At 40.4% G+C, this 14,534-nt stretch carries 20 protein-coding genes and 1 pseudogene; 4 read left to right on the forward strand and 17 right to left on the reverse strand.

Features of this window, described 5'->3' with window-relative positions:
* Positions 1 to 101 precede the first annotated feature (101 nt).
* Positions 102 to 1,655, forward strand: a complete 1,554-nt coding sequence (gene tnpC / locus ECHVI_RS20890) for an IS66 family transposase (protein WP_015267032.1) — start codon at positions 102 to 104, stop codon at positions 1,653 to 1,655.
* Here the strand turns inward: tnpC and ECHVI_RS20895 are convergent.
* From ECHVI_RS20895 to ECHVI_RS20970, 17 genes and pseudogenes are all read right to left on the reverse strand, one after another.
* Positions 1,633 to 1,968, reverse strand: coding sequence for a DUF4386 family protein (locus ECHVI_RS20895; protein WP_041739053.1), 336 nt, complete (start codon positions 1,966 to 1,968; stop codon positions 1,633 to 1,635). The genes tnpC and ECHVI_RS20895 overlap by 23 nt on opposite strands.
* 76 nt (positions 1,969 to 2,044) lie before the next feature.
* Positions 2,045 to 2,617 carry a Crp/Fnr family transcriptional regulator gene (locus ECHVI_RS20900; RefSeq protein WP_015268010.1) on the reverse strand — a complete coding sequence of 191 codons (573 nt, stop codon included), beginning with the start codon at positions 2,615 to 2,617 and terminating at the stop codon, positions 2,045 to 2,047.
* A 121-nt stretch (positions 2,618 to 2,738) separates the two neighbouring features.
* The gene (locus ECHVI_RS20905) at positions 2,739 to 3,143 is read right to left on the reverse strand and encodes an SRPBCC domain-containing protein (RefSeq protein WP_015268011.1); all 405 of its coding nucleotides are present in this window, start codon (positions 3,141 to 3,143) and stop codon (positions 2,739 to 2,741) included.
* A 4-nt stretch (positions 3,144 to 3,147) separates the two neighbouring features.
* Complete coding sequence (locus tag ECHVI_RS20910) at positions 3,148 to 3,684, reverse strand: dihydrofolate reductase family protein (RefSeq protein ID WP_015268012.1); 537 nt, start codon at positions 3,682 to 3,684, stop codon at positions 3,148 to 3,150.
* Positions 3,685 to 3,750: 66 nt separating this feature from the next.
* Positions 3,751 to 4,479, reverse strand: a complete 729-nt coding sequence (locus tag ECHVI_RS20915; protein ID WP_015268013.1) for a helix-turn-helix transcriptional regulator — start codon at positions 4,477 to 4,479, stop codon at positions 3,751 to 3,753.
* Positions 4,480 to 4,512: 33 nt separating this feature from the next.
* Positions 4,513 to 4,701, reverse strand: a pseudogene (locus ECHVI_RS24340) (integrase core domain-containing protein); the annotation flags it as partial.
* 299 nt (positions 4,702 to 5,000) lie between these two features.
* Entirely contained in the window at positions 5,001 to 5,456 is a 456-nt protein-coding gene (locus tag ECHVI_RS20920; protein WP_015268014.1) for a helix-turn-helix domain-containing protein, read from the reverse strand.
* A 94-nt stretch (positions 5,457 to 5,550) separates the two neighbouring features.
* The gene (locus tag ECHVI_RS20925; protein WP_015268015.1) at positions 5,551 to 6,795 is read right to left on the reverse strand and encodes an RNA polymerase sigma factor; all 1,245 of its coding nucleotides are present in this window, start codon (positions 6,793 to 6,795) and stop codon (positions 5,551 to 5,553) included.
* A 3-nt stretch (positions 6,796 to 6,798) separates the two neighbouring features.
* Positions 6,799 to 7,143: a YciI family protein gene (locus tag ECHVI_RS20930; RefSeq protein WP_015268016.1), complete on the reverse strand. Its 345-nt coding sequence runs from the start codon at positions 7,141 to 7,143 to the stop codon at positions 6,799 to 6,801.
* Positions 7,144 to 7,258: 115 nt separating this feature from the next.
* Positions 7,259 to 8,179: a macrolide hydrolase EstT gene (gene estT, locus ECHVI_RS20935; protein ID WP_041739056.1), complete on the reverse strand. Its 921-nt coding sequence runs from the start codon at positions 8,177 to 8,179 to the stop codon at positions 7,259 to 7,261.
* A 70-nt stretch (positions 8,180 to 8,249) separates the two neighbouring features.
* Entirely contained in the window at positions 8,250 to 8,666 is a 417-nt protein-coding gene (locus ECHVI_RS20940; protein WP_015268018.1) for a VOC family protein, read from the reverse strand.
* A gap of 12 nt (positions 8,667 to 8,678) precedes the next feature.
* Entirely contained in the window at positions 8,679 to 9,146 is a 468-nt protein-coding gene (locus ECHVI_RS20945; protein WP_015268019.1) for a DUF2703 domain-containing protein, read from the reverse strand.
* 59 nt (positions 9,147 to 9,205) lie between these two features.
* Positions 9,206 to 9,754 carry a sigma-70 family RNA polymerase sigma factor gene (locus tag ECHVI_RS20950; protein WP_015268020.1) on the reverse strand — a complete coding sequence of 183 codons (549 nt, stop codon included), beginning with the start codon at positions 9,752 to 9,754 and terminating at the stop codon, positions 9,206 to 9,208.
* Positions 9,751 to 10,248, reverse strand: a complete 498-nt coding sequence (locus tag ECHVI_RS20955) for a hypothetical protein (RefSeq protein WP_015268021.1) — start codon at positions 10,246 to 10,248, stop codon at positions 9,751 to 9,753. Before ECHVI_RS20955 ends, ECHVI_RS20950 begins: the two co-directional genes overlap by 4 nt.
* 14 nt (positions 10,249 to 10,262) lie before the next feature.
* Positions 10,263 to 11,342 (reverse strand): aldo/keto reductase, encoded by a 1,080-nt coding sequence (locus ECHVI_RS20960; RefSeq protein WP_015268022.1) that lies wholly within the window; start codon positions 11,340 to 11,342, stop codon positions 10,263 to 10,265.
* Between the two features lie 60 nt (positions 11,343 to 11,402).
* Positions 11,403 to 11,960, reverse strand: coding sequence for a dihydrofolate reductase family protein (locus ECHVI_RS20965; RefSeq protein WP_015268023.1), 558 nt, complete (start codon positions 11,958 to 11,960; stop codon positions 11,403 to 11,405).
* Positions 11,961 to 12,069: 109 nt separating this feature from the next.
* Positions 12,070 to 12,882, reverse strand: a complete 813-nt coding sequence (locus ECHVI_RS20970; RefSeq protein ID WP_015268024.1) for an alpha/beta fold hydrolase — start codon at positions 12,880 to 12,882, stop codon at positions 12,070 to 12,072.
* A 117-nt stretch (positions 12,883 to 12,999) separates the two neighbouring features.
* Between ECHVI_RS20970 and ECHVI_RS20975 the strand changes: the two genes are divergently transcribed.
* The 3 genes from ECHVI_RS20975 (at position 13,000) to ECHVI_RS20990 (ending at position 14,517) form a co-directional block, all read left to right on the forward strand.
* Positions 13,000 to 13,242 carry an ATP-binding protein gene (locus tag ECHVI_RS20975; RefSeq protein WP_157501557.1) on the forward strand — a complete coding sequence of 81 codons (243 nt, stop codon included), beginning with the start codon at positions 13,000 to 13,002 and terminating at the stop codon, positions 13,240 to 13,242.
* A 699-nt stretch (positions 13,243 to 13,941) separates the two neighbouring features.
* Positions 13,942 to 14,157: a zeta toxin family protein gene (locus ECHVI_RS24175; RefSeq protein ID WP_245553390.1), complete on the forward strand. Its 216-nt coding sequence runs from the start codon at positions 13,942 to 13,944 to the stop codon at positions 14,155 to 14,157.
* 174 nt (positions 14,158 to 14,331) lie between these two features.
* Positions 14,332 to 14,517, forward strand: coding sequence for a hypothetical protein (locus tag ECHVI_RS20990; protein ID WP_015268026.1), 186 nt, complete (start codon positions 14,332 to 14,334; stop codon positions 14,515 to 14,517).
* Positions 14,518 to 14,534 lie beyond the last annotated feature (17 nt).

Genomic DNA, 14,534 nt, shown 5'->3' on the forward strand with positions numbered 1-14,534 from the left:
TTGAAGCCAGAATGGCCGAAATCATCTCCTGAGGTTTTTTTCCACAGGGGCTGTGGAAAAAAAGTCCATGGTTTTATAAGCGGGAGGTTTTATTTTCGGGCATGTCAAAGCCACTCGACCAGTTGACCAAAGCCGAACTGCTTGCCCTGCTGCAAAAGTCAGAGCAACAGGTGGCCGACCGTGAGCGGGTGATAGCCGAGAAGGAACGTATCCTGGCCGAGAAAGAAGCTTATGAGAAGCAGTTGTTGGCGATGATCGAGAAGTTCAAGCGCATGTCCTTTGCCCAGAAGCGGGAGCGCTTTTTAGGGAACAAGGACCAGATGGCCCTGCCCTTTGAACCTGACCAAGAGCAAGAACAGCAACAGCAGGAAGGGTTTTCCCGCAAGGTGGAATACATCCGCAAGAAACGTCCCGCCCATACGGGCAGACAGCCCTTGCCCGACCACCTTCCCGTGGAAGAGATCGAGATCCATCCGGAAGGGGACCTTTCCGGCATGGAGTGTATCGGCAAGGAAGTGACCGAAGAGCTGGACTATATCCCTGCCCAATATATCCGCAGAAGATACATCCGCTATAAGTATGCCCCAAAGGACAGGTACAGCAGTGCCGGGGTAAAGATCGGCCTGTTGCCGGAAAGGGCCATTCCAAAGGGCATCCCGGGTTACGGCCTGCTCACCGACATCCTTACAAGGAAATACCTGGAACATATGCCGCTGTACCGGCAGGCGCAGCGTTTCAAACGGGAAAAGATCCCCATAGCGCCCACCACACTTGAGGGATGGGTGAAACAGGGGCTGGAAAAACTCGAACCCCTGTACGACTGTCTGGTGGACGACACCAAGGCCATGGGCTATCTTATGGTGGACGAGAGTACCATCCGGGTATTGGACAGCGACAACAAGAAGGGCGCCTGCCACACGGGTTACTACTGGGTATACCATAACCCTTTGGAAAACACCGTACTCTTTGATTACCGGCCTACCCGGAGCAAGGAAGGCCCCAGTGCCATACTGGAAAACTTTCAGGGCTACCTGCAGAGTGATGGATATGGCGTGTACGAACATTATGTGGCCAATAAGCAGGTCACCCACCTGGCCTGTTGGGCACATGCAAGGAGAAAGTTTTTTGAGACCTTGGTGGAAAACAAGAAGGCCGCTTCCGAGGCCCTGGGCTTTATCGGCAAGCTTTACGATGTGGAAAGAAAGGCCAAGAAGGAAAACCTCTCTGCCGAAGACCGCAAGAAGCTCCGTTTGGACGAGGCCTTGCCGGTGATCAACAAAATGTCCGAGTGGATCAAGAAGCAGCTGCCCAAGGCCCTGCCCAAAAGTGGGCTGAGAAAAGCCCTGTTCTACTCGGCAAACAGATGGGCCGAACTGTCCAATTACCTGTATGACGGTAAACTGGAGATCGACAACAATCCCGTGGAAAGGGAAATCAGATCAATGGTGGTCGGCAGAAAAAACTACCTGTTTGCCGGCTCCCATAAAGCGGCCCAAAGGGCGGCCATGATCTATTCCTTCTTCGGCATCTGTAAATTACATGACGTCAATCCCCAACAGTGGCTCGAACATGCTCTGAGAAATATCATGACCACCAACCATAAGAACATCCGTGACCTATACCCACAAAACTTTAACCAAACAACACGCGGTTAATAGGGCGGTTACGTATGCTCAGCCAGCCTATAAAAATGAATGCTACAGAAATAATTCTAAAAACAAGAAAACCAATCGTTAAACTGGTGTTGATTTTTTTTAGTAGCGTGTATAGGATTATAGGAATACTTGCATAAATCAGAGCTAAGATAAATTGCATGAAAGCCCTCATTAGTATTTCATTTGAATGAATCGAAACGCTTTCAAGATTACCCATCTCATCAATAACCGGGTCTATACTTAAAATACCTACGGCTATGCCAAGAATTAATAATATACCAACGGTAATTGACTTTTTTCTGAGGTTATCCATAAAATTTTTGATTAAAATTTCCCCAAAAATATTATGGTGCTTATTGGAATACATTGACTTAAGTTAAGAATGCAATCTACTTAACCATCAACCTTTTTCTTATTCGACTTAATGATTCTGGCTTTATGCCTAAGTAGCTTGCTACCTGGTGCTGAGGAACTCTTTGTAGTAAGTCTGGTTTTGTCTTAAGTAAATTTAAATAGCGTTCTTCTGGGGTTGATGTTTTAAATTCAGTGAAAGATTCTTGTTGCTTCGTTAATATTACTTCAGCTATTACCCTCGATAAGGATTCTAACTCGGGATACTTTTGATAGATTTCTTTTTCTATGGTTGGATTTCCCACATTAACAACAGTATCTTCAATACATTCTAGGTAATACTTGGAAGGGGTTGATTTTCCATAATTGGCAGGTGTTACAGCATCTTCTTCTGTATAAAATTCTATGGTTTTTTCTTCTCCACCTTTTAAAAAGTAGCTTCTAATACAACCTTCTAAAATGAAATAGCATTCATTTGCTAAACTACCTTCTTTAAGTAGTATAGTACCTTTTTTATAGGTTTTGAAAAATACACTTTCGTGTATGGCATTCTCTAACTCCTTTGTAATTGAAGTGTGTTTTGAGAGGTATTTTAATATTTTGTTTTCCAAAATCCCAGTTGTTTATTCAATCTTTTGATAAGGATTTATAAAGCGTAATGAGTTGATATAATTAAACGTTATTATTGATAGTATCCCATTTATCAGAAATAAAGATGCCATAACACCTCGATCATAATAATTCAGCCTCGATTTTCTTCATTATCTCGGTCCAATATGTATTCATTTCATTTCGCTGTTCGGTATTCAATAATTTCTCTTGATGGATGGCTATGGTTGCCTTTGTCTGATTTCCAATAACTCGAATTTGAACGGTTGACACGTTTTCCCAATGGGCAAGTTTCCAATTCAAGCGAATGTGTGAATTTGTTTTAAAAACACGAACAAGACCTGTTATGCCATTTTTAGTTTCGTATTCCTTTTTAATTTCAAGTTCATTTTTCAATTTACCTAACCATATACTTAGACCAGAATTGGAGAACAAGAAATCCCATGCCTTTTCACTCGAAACAGGAAAAGTTTTCCTAATTCCAAATTGAAATCCTACATCTTTAGTTTTTCCGACTTGACTTTCCATTTTCTTATATTTTTTTTCGCTTGTAATACAACTGCACCAATCCCGTATCAAAGGTTTTGGCACTTACAAATTCCAATAGTTGCTCTGGTCTACCTTCTTTAAATAATCTTGTACCATTACCAACAAGAATGGGGACAATGGAAATAGTGAGTTCATCTATTAAGTCATTCTTCAAAAGTTCATTGACAACTTCAGCACCGCCATCACAATAAATGTCTTTTCCCTTTTTACTTTTTAGTTTAGCAATTAGATCCACCAGACTGCCTGAATAGAACTTGATTCTACCACTATCTGGTCGATCTGTTCTTGTAACTACATAAACATCTCGTTTCCCATTATCGTAGTGAGAAGCACCAATCTCTTTTACAACATAATCATAAGTTTTGCGACCTATAATAATAGTGTCAACAGTAGATGTAAATGCTGTATATCCATAATCTTCTCCTTCTTTTTCGACTAACTTTAAAAAACTAAGGTCATCATTTGGTTGGGCTATAAATCCGTCTAAACTGGTTGCTATAAATAGTTTTACTTTTCTCATTGAATATAAATTTTTCCACAAAACTAAGAATGTCCCCAAAAGCTTGCTTTGGAAAAAAACGACCTTTTAGAGATCAGAGGGCCGAAGACCTGTATATCGCTTTATTTCGTTTGTGAGATGTGAATGATCATAATATCCACATTCAAAAGCAATATCTAGTAAACTCTGATTTTGCCTTGAATCTTTAATTAAACCTAAAGCATTTCTAAAACGGATAATGTTTGAATATTTTTTTGGCGATATTCCAACGAGTTTTTTAAATCTGCGTTCGAGTTGCCTAGTTGTTGTAAAGTTGCGTTTTGATAATTCGTGGATACACAGTTGCCCATTCGTTGAATGAATATCGCTGATAATTGATTGTAGTTGGTAATTTTTGTTTTTTAATCTTGACGAAAAAAACTGATTAAAATAATTGAAAGAATTTTCAAAAGTTTTATCAAGATTAAAAGATTGAGGTTTTTCAAATTCAACGGTATCGTTAGTCAGTTCATGCTGTAAGGCATAGAAGTTTGTAAAAGTGCCCGGCTTTAGGCATGCCCCTATTAAATGTGTATCAGTATCAATAAAGCTATCTTTAAATGAAGTCATGGCACCAACCACGTAAGTTTTCCCAAATTCCATTGATAGTGAGCCGTTATCTGTAAGGCATTTGTTTCCTAGATTCATCACAATACCAGTGCATCCATCTGGGAAAACCCGTTCCTTTTGACCTTTAAAATTATTTCCTTTCAACTCCCAATAGAAATTAATAAAGGGGGCTAATTCAAGGGGAGGCTTTATTATTTTGTATTTCATTGGATTATCTAGTATTGTTGTACTGAAGCTTTACTAGCTATCGGACCACTCTAAATTCAACTTTTTCTGATTAATATCAATCGATCTTGGCTTAATATTTCCTTGCTCAACAGCCTTTTGGTAAAAGGTTATTGGAGATAGGCCGTTCAGCGAACTATGTGGGTGATTATGATTGTAATCTACCCTCCCTTCTTCAGCAATTATCCTTAGTTGTTCCAAGTCTTCAAACGAATGGAAATTTTAGAGTTTATCGAACCTTTCCAGATGAGCAGAGTTGCCGTTTGAATTTCAAAAGAAAAAGATAGAGTGAAGGAATTTACGGCAAAAAAAGTGGCTGCTTGATGCATTATTGGATAATCAGTTATTTGTTTTAAATCAATAACACCCTAAAGAATTTGATAATGGGTGCGTTTTTATACTCAAAAAAGTGAAACACAAAATCTCTTTGTCAAATAACTGTCATTTTTGTAATCATTATTCTATTTTTTTAGCCTTAATGCATCCGCAATATCGGTAATCAATTATTTGCTGACTTCTTCAAAATTGCCATTCTCTAACCATCCGTGTTGATAGGCATAGCAACTTGCCACAAATGCCAAAGGTTTCTTATCCTTTTTCTCTTTGGTTTCCATATGACGTTTTGAATAGGCGGATGGTGATTCGCCCGTCATTCTTTTGAACAACGTACTAAAAGAGGAGAAGCTATCAAAGCCAACAGCTGTACAAACTTCGCTTACTGAAATACCTTCTTTTTTTAAAATTTGTTGATCTTTTTCAATCCTCACGGATTTCAAATATTGGTGAGGTGTCTTTCCATAAATTGTTTTGAAAAGTCTTATAAAATGGAATTTTGAAAAATAGGCTTCATCGGAAATGTTGTCAACGTCTATTTTATCCGCATAGTGGATGTCAATGAATAGTTTTGCTTGAACTATTCTCCTGTATAAATAAACTTTTGGGTAGACCTCTGTTTCCATTTCTTTTTCAATGTTAACCTTGTTTCGTACTTTCTTTTCCGTGGGATACTTTTTGGTCGATTTTCATTTCAATTGCTTTTAGGGTTTGTGTTTCTCACCATATAATCTTCTGCAATCGCTCAATTTCCCTTTTCAAGGTGGCTTTTTTGGTGTTAGATTTCGTATGTTTTATGGCTGCTTCATAGTATTGAATTGCTTTTATTTTATCGGATTGGGCGTATAGATACCCCAACAATTCATAGTATTGACTGCTTTCTCTTATGCCTAACTTTTCAGCTTCCGCAATGGCCATTTGGTGTCCGTAAACCTTGGAAAAAGCAAAGGTTCTGTTCAACGCAGTTATGGGGGAGTATTCCATCAATAGCAATTGATTGTACAATCGCAGGATATTTCCCCATTTATCGCCATGCTGAGTGGTGTGCCAGTAAGCTATGCCTGCTTCCAAATGATATTTTGAGGTTTCCTTTCCATTGGTGGCATTGACCAAATAATAAATCCCCCGTTCGATGAGTGACATATCCCATAGATTTTTGTCCTGTTCATCAAACAGAATGACTTCACCATTTTCGTCTGTACGAGCCTCGATTCGTGAACTCTGAAAACACATTAACGCCATCAAAGCATTGGTTTGAGCTGAATTGGTGAGCGGGTTTTCGGTTAATACCAACATCAATCTTATTGCTTCCGAACAAAGCTCTTTCCGGATAAATTTATTGCCCGATGTTGAATAGTAGCCCTCGTTAAATAGCAGGTACAACGTTTTTAAAACCGTTCCCTGTCTAGACTGGATTTCAGTTGTCGATAATGTTTTAATTTGGAAATCGGTGTTACGAAGGTTATTTCTTGCCCGTTGCAATCGCTTTTTAATGGTATCCCTTTTAGAGAGAAACGCATTGGCAATCTCTTCTACACTAAAACCACACAGAATTTGAAGTGCCAATGCAATTTGACTTTCACCTGAATTGGCCGGGTGGCAGACGGCAAATATCATGGCCAACTGGCTATCTGAAATGAGTTGGTCATCAAATGATACCATTTCACTTGGCTCGGTATCACCTGACTTAAGGTCAGGCATGATCTGCTTTTCAAATACATCGGTTCGCTTGAAATAATCCCTGGCCTTGTTTTTGGCCACTGTATAGAGCCAGGCCGTAGGATTTTCGGGAACCCCGTTGATTGCCCAATGTTCGGACGCTTTCAGAAAGGTGTCGCTGGTAATGTCTTCGGCAATTTCCATATGCTTTAAACCAAAATGACGGCATAATATTGCCGTCATTTTCGCGTATTCCTGTCGGAAAAGATGCGGAACAAGTTCCCTATGTGATACTTGAGATTTCAAAAACTAATCACGTTTTAGGACTTCTCGCACTTCTATACTTCCACCCACTTGATCAAAAATCGGATTACCCTTTGCCATTTCCACAGCCTCCTCAATGTTTTCGGCTTTTACAACCAGGTAACCACTGATAAATTCTTTGATTTCAGTGTAAGGCCCGTCTGTGACGACATTATTCGGTTGTATCGTTTTGGCACTTTCCGGGCTTGGCAAGAGGGTGTTCCCTTTATCGACAATTTTGTTTTGTGCGGCAATCCCACCCAGCCAGTTCATACGTTCCTGCATTTGTTCGGGCGATGGTTTAAAGTCCGAAATGTCCTTTAATCTGAAAATTAATGCGAATTCTTTCATTTTGATAAATTTTTTATGTTCACCCTAATGACGATTGGGCTTTCAAAATGGGGACAAAGCATTCAGGTTTTCTTTATAGTGTTACCCTCTAATTACAACATAGTCTGCTGTTTTTTTAATCTCCTTTTATGTGTTTTTTTATACCTTCTATTATCACATTCCAATCTTGACTATGTAGTTCATGTCCAGTGCCTTCTAGTGTAAGTAATTTTGACTTTTTTATTTTTCTCACCAAAACACTTGCGTTCCTATAATGCCAAATTTTATCTTCCGTCCCATGTATCACTAAAGTAGGTTGTTGGATTTCATCTAATCTATCCCAAAACTTTTCGCCACCAGCTAAGGTGGCATGATTAAACATACTGATATAATTGTTTGCTCTATTAAATTCAGCTCTTATTAGGTTTTCAATTCTTTCTCTCTCAAACTCTTTTTTACCAGACATTAACTGGGAACCTTTAATTAAATAGGTTACCACACTATCTTCGTTAGTCCAGTCTACTGAACTAGCTTTACTATGAAAATCCAAAATTCGGGTATCCATTTCTGGAATACTTGGATCGGAATCTCCCCAAGGCCCTGTAGCAAAAAGTGTCATTGTTTGAATTCTTTCCGGATAATTTATTGCAGCAATTTGTGAAATTAGGCCACCTAATGACATCCCAACTAGATGTGCTTGATCGATTTCATAATCATCTAAAATTGCAATAACATCATTCGTCAAATCAACAATGTCATACTGTGCTTCACCTGGTTCGTAAAAGGTTGATTTTCCGACATCTCTATTATCAAAACGAATTACAAAAAAACCATTTGCAGCTAATTGCGTGCAAAATTCCTCGTCCCAATATAACATGGAGACCGTAGCTCCTGAAATTAAAAGTATTGCGGGATTCTTTTCCTCACCAAAACTTTGGGTAAAAATTTCAACTTCATTGTTTTTTACTAATTGTTCTTTCATTTCAACCTTTTTTCGATAGCAGCTACTAACAAAAATGCTGCAAGCAATATATATTAATAATAGTCTATTTTTCATAGGGTAATACTCATGTTTTGTTGAACTTCAACTTCGTTTTAATGAAAGTATGATACCGTTGATCTGTGCATCATATATTCTTATTATATAGCAAATTGAATTTATGTCCATCCGGATCTGTAAACACGCACACGTAAAAGCCATTGTCGTCATAATAGGCTTTTCTATCGGTGTTTGAATCGAAAACAATGGTACCACCTGCTTGCTGGATTTCAATTACCCAGTCGTCATACGCAGCCTTAGTATCAGCTGCTAAGGAAAACATGACTTCATTGCCTTGGCTTAGGTCTGCTGTTTTACCCTCCAGGCTCGATTCCAGCTTTTCTTTTCTGAAGAAGTGAATCACAAAGTTATCTGGTCCAAAAAAGAAACTGACCAGATCGTCAGAAGGCCTACCATTTAACTGAAAGCCTAAAGATACATAAAATGATTTCGTGCGATGTATGTTCTCTACGGCCAGGTTGGCCCAAATCTGTTTTGTTTTCATGATAATTATATTTTAGCTGCATTCGCAGTCTGATTTTTCTTGTTGACTTTCGTTTAAGGACTTTAAAATATATGGTGACATTTCCATTTTTTTTGACTCCTCTCGAGGTTCAAAGTAGCCCTTTAACAAAACCTCTATCAGGATTTCTTTTGTGGGTTCAGGCAAGGTTAAATCCTTCCACGTCCATTCCCTTTCTTCAGAATTATCGTGGATATGGTTCGGGTAAAAATCTAAATAGCCTACCCGTATGGTAGGTGAAGCGATAATTTGAGCTTTTTCAGCCTCTTCTGTATTTTTTACTTTGGTTGACTTCAACAAGATTTCACAGTCAATATGATCAAAGAGCTTTTGTACCTCCTGAATGGCCGATGTTAATTTGCCTTGTACTGTGTCACAAGCCGAACAGGAACTGCTTGTGTCGTTTGACATCTCTACTTGAATGATCTCTACTTTTAATACGCTTTTTGTCTGCGCTTCCATTTTTCCTAATGATTTAAATTATAGTTTATTCGCTGAAAGCACTGAAAAGACGCAAAATATTATAGCGTATTTAGACAACAACTTTTGGTAATGTTATAGGACAGTAACTGGTCCCCTGAAGCTTCTACCTTGCCGCATTCATCAAATCTTTCTCGCAGTATTTTTCTGGCCCTTTGAATTCTTGATTTGGTGGCCGTCAATGATAAACCTAGCTTTTCTGCAATTTCTTTTTGAGGTACTCCCTTGATGTCGGAGAGATGTAATGGCCGTGCATACTTGCTGGGTAGCTGATCCATAAACTTGTGCAGCCAAACAAAGAAATCTTCGTCATATCCGCCTTCTTGTTCTCTACTTAGGTTGGTTTGGTCATCAGTTGGGACAATCTTTTTTGATCTTTTGTAATGGTCGTTGATGGTGTTTTGGGTAATGCGATAAAGCCAGGGTGTGATGTGGGCTACATCGTTCCTTTGCTCACAATGATTCGTGACTTTAATCAGTACGGTTTGCAAAATATCCTCAGCATCGTAAGTGTTTGACACTCGTTTTCTTACATAAGCGTGTAATTGCCTCTGATAAGTTTCCCAAATGGTATATACATCGCACTTCATATCTGTAAGTCTTTAATTATTCCAGCTAATTCTTTCGATTTGCTAAGCATAGGCCAATGACCTCCATCCAATTTTTCAAAATTAATGCTACCCTTAACAGGGTTTGCCTTTATACTGTTAGAGAAGTCAGCTCCAATATAGAATTTAGGCATTTTATCTAGGGCACCCTCGTGTATCTTTGCTTTATCGGTAACCGTCTTGCCCGGGTGGCCAACCATTTTGTTTAATAAATAGTGTTTTTGAGATTCCGATAAAAATGGTTGGTCCATTAATTCTTCCTTCGTGGGTGGTGGCCATAAACCATTGTTTTGCTCAATGGCGCTGGTTTCTGCAGCCTCATCCAATCCTGCTACCTGCAGGAGCGATTTCCCATTTTCAGGTAAAAAGGCCACAATAAATATCAGCCCCGCAATTTTCTCTGGAAAACGTGCTGCTGCCAGGGGTTCCCAAATAGATTGGTCAGACCAAGCGCCAGGAATTAAGATGAGTCTCATGTTGCTTCGTTTTATCAATACACTTCTTTCTGGTCCTTCGGTAAAATAGGTGGTACGATCGATGGCCAGCCATTAATGTTTGCCCCTGCATGGGCCACATTCCTTGCACTTCTCAGAAAAGGAACAGGGAAATTGAGCGGTGGATCTGAAACTTCATTTAGCGATGCCATATCCGCTTTGGAAAGCTCCACTTCCATGGCCTTAAGGTTATTGGTCAGGTGTTGCATGGTACGAACCCCCATAAGCGTAGAAACCACTCCAGGCCTGGACAGAACCCAGGCCAATGCAATTTCTGTAGGGGTTACACCCTTCTCTTTTGCAAGTTTTATTAACCTATCAATTACGTCATAGGTTCCTTCAGAGAACTCTGGGTTTTCATAGCGTTCGCTGAGCTTTTCTCCCTTGTTTTCTCTTGTGTACTTACCGGTCAGAATGCCTTGCTTCAAAGGAGACCATGGCATAACGCCCAAGCCCATTTCCTTGGCCATTGGAATCAATTCTCCTTCAGAGGTTCGTTCCAATAGGGAATATTCCGTTTGCAAACCAATAAAGGAAGACCATCCGCGAAATTGGGCAATCATCTGGGCTTGGGAAATTTTCCATGCAGGTGTGTCGGAAATGGCGATGTAACGCACTTTCCCCGCAGTGACCATATCGTGAAGGGCGGACATGGTTTCCTCGATAGGCGTAAACTCGTCATACGCATGAACCCAGTACAAATCAACGAAGTCAGTTTGAAGGCGTCTCAGTGAGTTTTCCAGTGACTCGATCATTGTCTTCCGACTGGTGCCTCCACCGTTCGGATCCCCGGGGTACATGTTTCCAAAAAACTTGGTAGCGATCACCATGCTGTCCCTTCTTATATTATTTTCCTTTAAATGGTCCCCTATGATTTTTTCGGAATGTCCCTTGGTGTATATATTGGCCGTATCCACTGAATTCCCTCCCATCTCCATGTATTTGGCCAGGATGGCTTTTGAATCTTCGGGTGAGGCTCCATATTCCCAATCCAATCCGAAGGTCATCGCTCCCAGTGTCATGGGACTTATCCGCAGCCCTGATCTACCAAAAGTTCGATAATGTGTTAAATCCATGTAGTTTACTTTAATGTTTATTATTGTCCTGGAACCATACCCTGGGTTTATTAATGGTTGCTATTCCCTCGTGTAGCTTAACAGTAACGTCCCGTTTGTATAAGCTTTTGATTTTGTCAAATGAAGGTTAATGGCTTTTTCCTGTGCCTTGAACAATGGTTTGCCTCCTCCCAGTAAAACCGGAAACAACAAAAACCTATATTCATCAATTAACCCCAGACCTGTCAACTGTTGGACCAGGCTGGCACTGCCAATGATCATGATATCTTTCCCTTCCTTTTCCTTCAAAGACCTTACTTCTTGCTCAAGCCCTTTCACCGCCAGGTGGGCATTGTTCCATTCCAATTGTCCCAACGTACTTGAAAAGACCACTTTGTGCATTTTATTCATAATATCGGCCAGAGGTTCTTCTTCCTGCGATACAGTAGGCCAGTATTGGGCGAGGCTTTCATACGTGGTCTTTCCAAAAAGGAACCTATCAACATGCTGATAGGCCAATGCAATATCCTCCTCCATCTCCGGTAAAAATTTACTGGTCACAAAATCCATTTCCTGGCCTGCCTTACCAGCCATATAACCGTCCATGGAAAGAAATTCATACGCTATTAGTTTTCCCATAATATATTGATTTCAAAAACAGTAATCAGGTTTTGGACAACCCCAAATGCCACACAACCGTTTTAAAGCAATCCTTTATGTTTGCGGCAATTCTGATAAATGGTTCACCTCAAGGACTGCTTAAAAATTGCAGTACCAATCGTTCAAATTCATTTATTCTTTCAATATTTGAGAGGTGGACAACAGGCAAAACCTTAAGTGTAGCACCTCGAATTACTTCATGCATAAGCTTACTGTGTTCCGGTTTGGTAACTTGATCATGCTCACCCGCCAAAATCAATGTTTTATTAGGTATAAGGGCATTGGTTTTGCGAAAATCAGCATCTCTAACTGCTGCATACGCCCCTGCAAGCCCGATGGGTGAGGTACTGAGGATCATTTTTCGAAAAGGAACAACTCTATTCTTCTGGTTATTTATCATTTGCTTTGGAAACCACCCATTGATGAAGAGCTCTTCAAAGTGTGACATATCTGAACCGTTTCGAAGTAAATGAATGTTCTCATTCCAGATGGTATCGGGACCGAGGTATGGAGAGGTGTTTGCAAGAATTAATTTATCTAACCTGTGAGGCACATGTACACCTAACCACTGCCCGATAAAACCTCCGAGCGAAAGGCCGCAAAAATGGGCTTTCTCAATACCGAGGTAATCCATTAACTCTATGACATCTTTTGCCAAGCGCGCTACAGAGTAATCGCCAACAGGGCTTTCAGATAAGCCATGTCCTCTTGTATCAAACCGCAAAAGCCTGTAGCTTTTGCAAAAGGCCTCCACCTGTCCATCCCACATGGCCAGATCCGTAGCTATTGAATTGGACAACACCAAAACAGGATTAGTAACCTCACCGTCAATTTTATATACAATTTCACAACCATCCTGGGTGGTAAAATACTTACGATCAAGCCCATTCTTTTTGACCATTTGTAGATTGGTTTTCGTTAATCAAAGTGCCTGCTCAATTGATCCACTTCATTGTTTCAAATTTAGGTGTTCATCACCAATCATATGTATGTACAATGCGACAATCAAAAGGGTCATTTGCGACTTGTTGAAAAGAAAGGACCAAAAGCCCTCCCACCGGTCCGGGACAATGGCCCGGGCATCCCGGAGGAATACAGGAAAAACATATACAAAGTTTTCTTCCGCCTGAACAGGGACAGACAACCTCCTGGGCCGTCAATTATCAAAGCCATCCTCTCTGAAAACAATGGGGGGATATGGACAGGGTCCCCTGTGGGAGGACGCACCGTTTTCCATTTTACCGTACCGTTGGAGCAATAATGAGCGTGCCCATTTCTCTTCATACATACTGATTACCCGTAAATGAAGCTGGTTTAACGTGACACTCCCACTATTCTCTCGTGCAATGGCAGCTTTTTCATGCCCCATTACCATCCTCAGCTATATTCCCCCTGATCCAGTTCATGTCAATCCCTAAAGGTTCTGGTCCATACAAAAATCCGCCAGGCTTCCCAATTTTGTTAAAGCAATATCGCTTTAACATAAATATTGACAAAACTATGGCAAAATCAACATTCTACCATGCAGGATGTCCTGTATGCGTGAACGCGGAACAAGAATTACTGCAACTGGTTGAAAAATCGGAGGTAGAAATCATCCATTTGGGGGAGTCCAAAAATCACATTTGAAGGCAAGGAGGATCGGAATAAACAGGCGGAGCAGGTGGCAATGGCTTTATGCCGAAGTTCCTTGACCTGTATGGGGACTGCCTGCCTAACTTTGCGGGGTAATTGAATAAGAAATGAAAAATAGGCCTCTTTAATCCTTCATCGCTTATATTTACATAACATGAAAAAGTTATATGTCATGGCGGGATGTAATGGAGCCGGGAAAACCACTGCTTCTTATACCATCCTTCCTGAAATACTGGATTGTTAGGAATATGTCAACGCAGATGAAATTGCCAAAGGGATTTCACCGTTCCGGCCTGAAAAGACCAGCATACAGGCGGGAAGGCTAATGCTTGCCCGGATCAAAAGCCTGATCAGGAATGGGGAAAGTTTTGCTTTTGAAACTACCCTTTCGACCAGGAGTTATACCAAACTCATCAAAGATGCAAAGGAAAAGGGGTTTCAGGTATATCTACTTTTCTTTTGGTTACATTCACCCCAATTGGCCGTCGAACGGATGAGGGTAAGGGTCCTGGAGGGGGACACCATATCCCCTATGATGTGATACTCAGAAGGTATGAAAAGGGGCTGAATAATTTTTTCAAGCTATATTTGCCCATTGTTGACCAATGGTTCCTGATTGACAATTCCGGAGAACCTTATGAAATCATAGCGGAGAACCCCGGTAATGAAATCAACGTTAATGACAAAAGAAATTGGGATATGTTAAAACATAAATATGACAGGTAAAATGGACAATACCAGGGACAAAATCATCAAGGGACTGGAGGAAACCTATAAAAAAATGGTCGAGTTCAAAAAGCAAAAAAACAGTCCGATTGTGGTGTACAAAGATGGGGAAATTGTGGAATTGAGTCCTTTTGAGGCCAGTCCCACCACCAAATACGGACATAAAACAAAGTAGTTACCTCTTCTCGATAA

The organism is Echinicola vietnamensis DSM 17526, from assembly GCF_000325705.1.
Classification (GTDB): Bacteria; Bacteroidota; Bacteroidia; order Cytophagales; family Cyclobacteriaceae; genus Echinicola; species Echinicola vietnamensis.

Excerpts from the sequence above, each read along its gene's own strand:
- ECHVI_RS20910 (WP_015268012.1), bottom strand. The coding sequence starts at position 3,684 with ATGAGAAAAGTAAAACTATTTATAGCAACCAGTTTAGACGGATTTATA.
- ECHVI_RS20950 (WP_015268020.1), bottom strand. The coding sequence starts at position 9,754 with ATGAAGTGCGATGTATATACCATTTGGGAAACTTATCAGAGGCAATTA.
- ECHVI_RS20905 (WP_015268011.1), bottom strand. The coding sequence starts at position 3,143 with ATGGAAAGTCAAGTCGGAAAAACTAAAGATGTAGGATTTCAATTTGGA.
- tnpC (WP_015267032.1), top strand. The coding sequence starts at position 102 with ATGTCAAAGCCACTCGACCAGTTGACCAAAGCCGAACTGCTTGCCCTG.
- ECHVI_RS20990 (WP_015268026.1), top strand. The coding sequence starts at position 14,332 with ATGACAGGTAAAATGGACAATACCAGGGACAAAATCATCAAGGGACTG.
- ECHVI_RS20930 (WP_015268016.1), bottom strand. The coding sequence starts at position 7,143 with ATGAAAGAATTCGCATTAATTTTCAGATTAAAGGACATTTCGGACTTT.
- ECHVI_RS20960 (WP_015268022.1), bottom strand. The coding sequence starts at position 11,342 with ATGGATTTAACACATTATCGAACTTTTGGTAGATCAGGGCTGCGGATA.
- estT (WP_041739056.1), bottom strand. The coding sequence starts at position 8,179 with ATGAAAAATAGACTATTATTAATATATATTGCTTGCAGCATTTTTGTT.
- ECHVI_RS24175 (WP_245553390.1), top strand. The coding sequence starts at position 13,942 with ATGCTTGCCCGGATCAAAAGCCTGATCAGGAATGGGGAAAGTTTTGCT.
- ECHVI_RS20945 (WP_015268019.1), bottom strand. The coding sequence starts at position 9,146 with ATGGAAGCGCAGACAAAAAGCGTATTAAAAGTAGAGATCATTCAAGTA.
- ECHVI_RS20965 (WP_015268023.1), bottom strand. The coding sequence starts at position 11,960 with ATGGGAAAACTAATAGCGTATGAATTTCTTTCCATGGACGGTTATATG.
- ECHVI_RS20915 (WP_015268013.1), bottom strand. The coding sequence starts at position 4,479 with ATGAAATACAAAATAATAAAGCCTCCCCTTGAATTAGCCCCCTTTATT.
- ECHVI_RS20920 (WP_015268014.1), bottom strand. The coding sequence starts at position 5,456 with ATGGAAACAGAGGTCTACCCAAAAGTTTATTTATACAGGAGAATAGTT.
- ECHVI_RS20955 (WP_015268021.1), bottom strand. The coding sequence starts at position 10,248 with ATGAGACTCATCTTAATTCCTGGCGCTTGGTCTGACCAATCTATTTGG.
- ECHVI_RS20940 (WP_015268018.1), bottom strand. The coding sequence starts at position 8,666 with ATGAAAACAAAACAGATTTGGGCCAACCTGGCCGTAGAGAACATACAT.
- ECHVI_RS20895 (WP_041739053.1), bottom strand. The coding sequence starts at position 1,968 with ATGGATAACCTCAGAAAAAAGTCAATTACCGTTGGTATATTATTAATT.
- ECHVI_RS20970 (WP_015268024.1), bottom strand. The coding sequence starts at position 12,882 with ATGGTCAAAAAGAATGGGCTTGATCGTAAGTATTTTACCACCCAGGAT.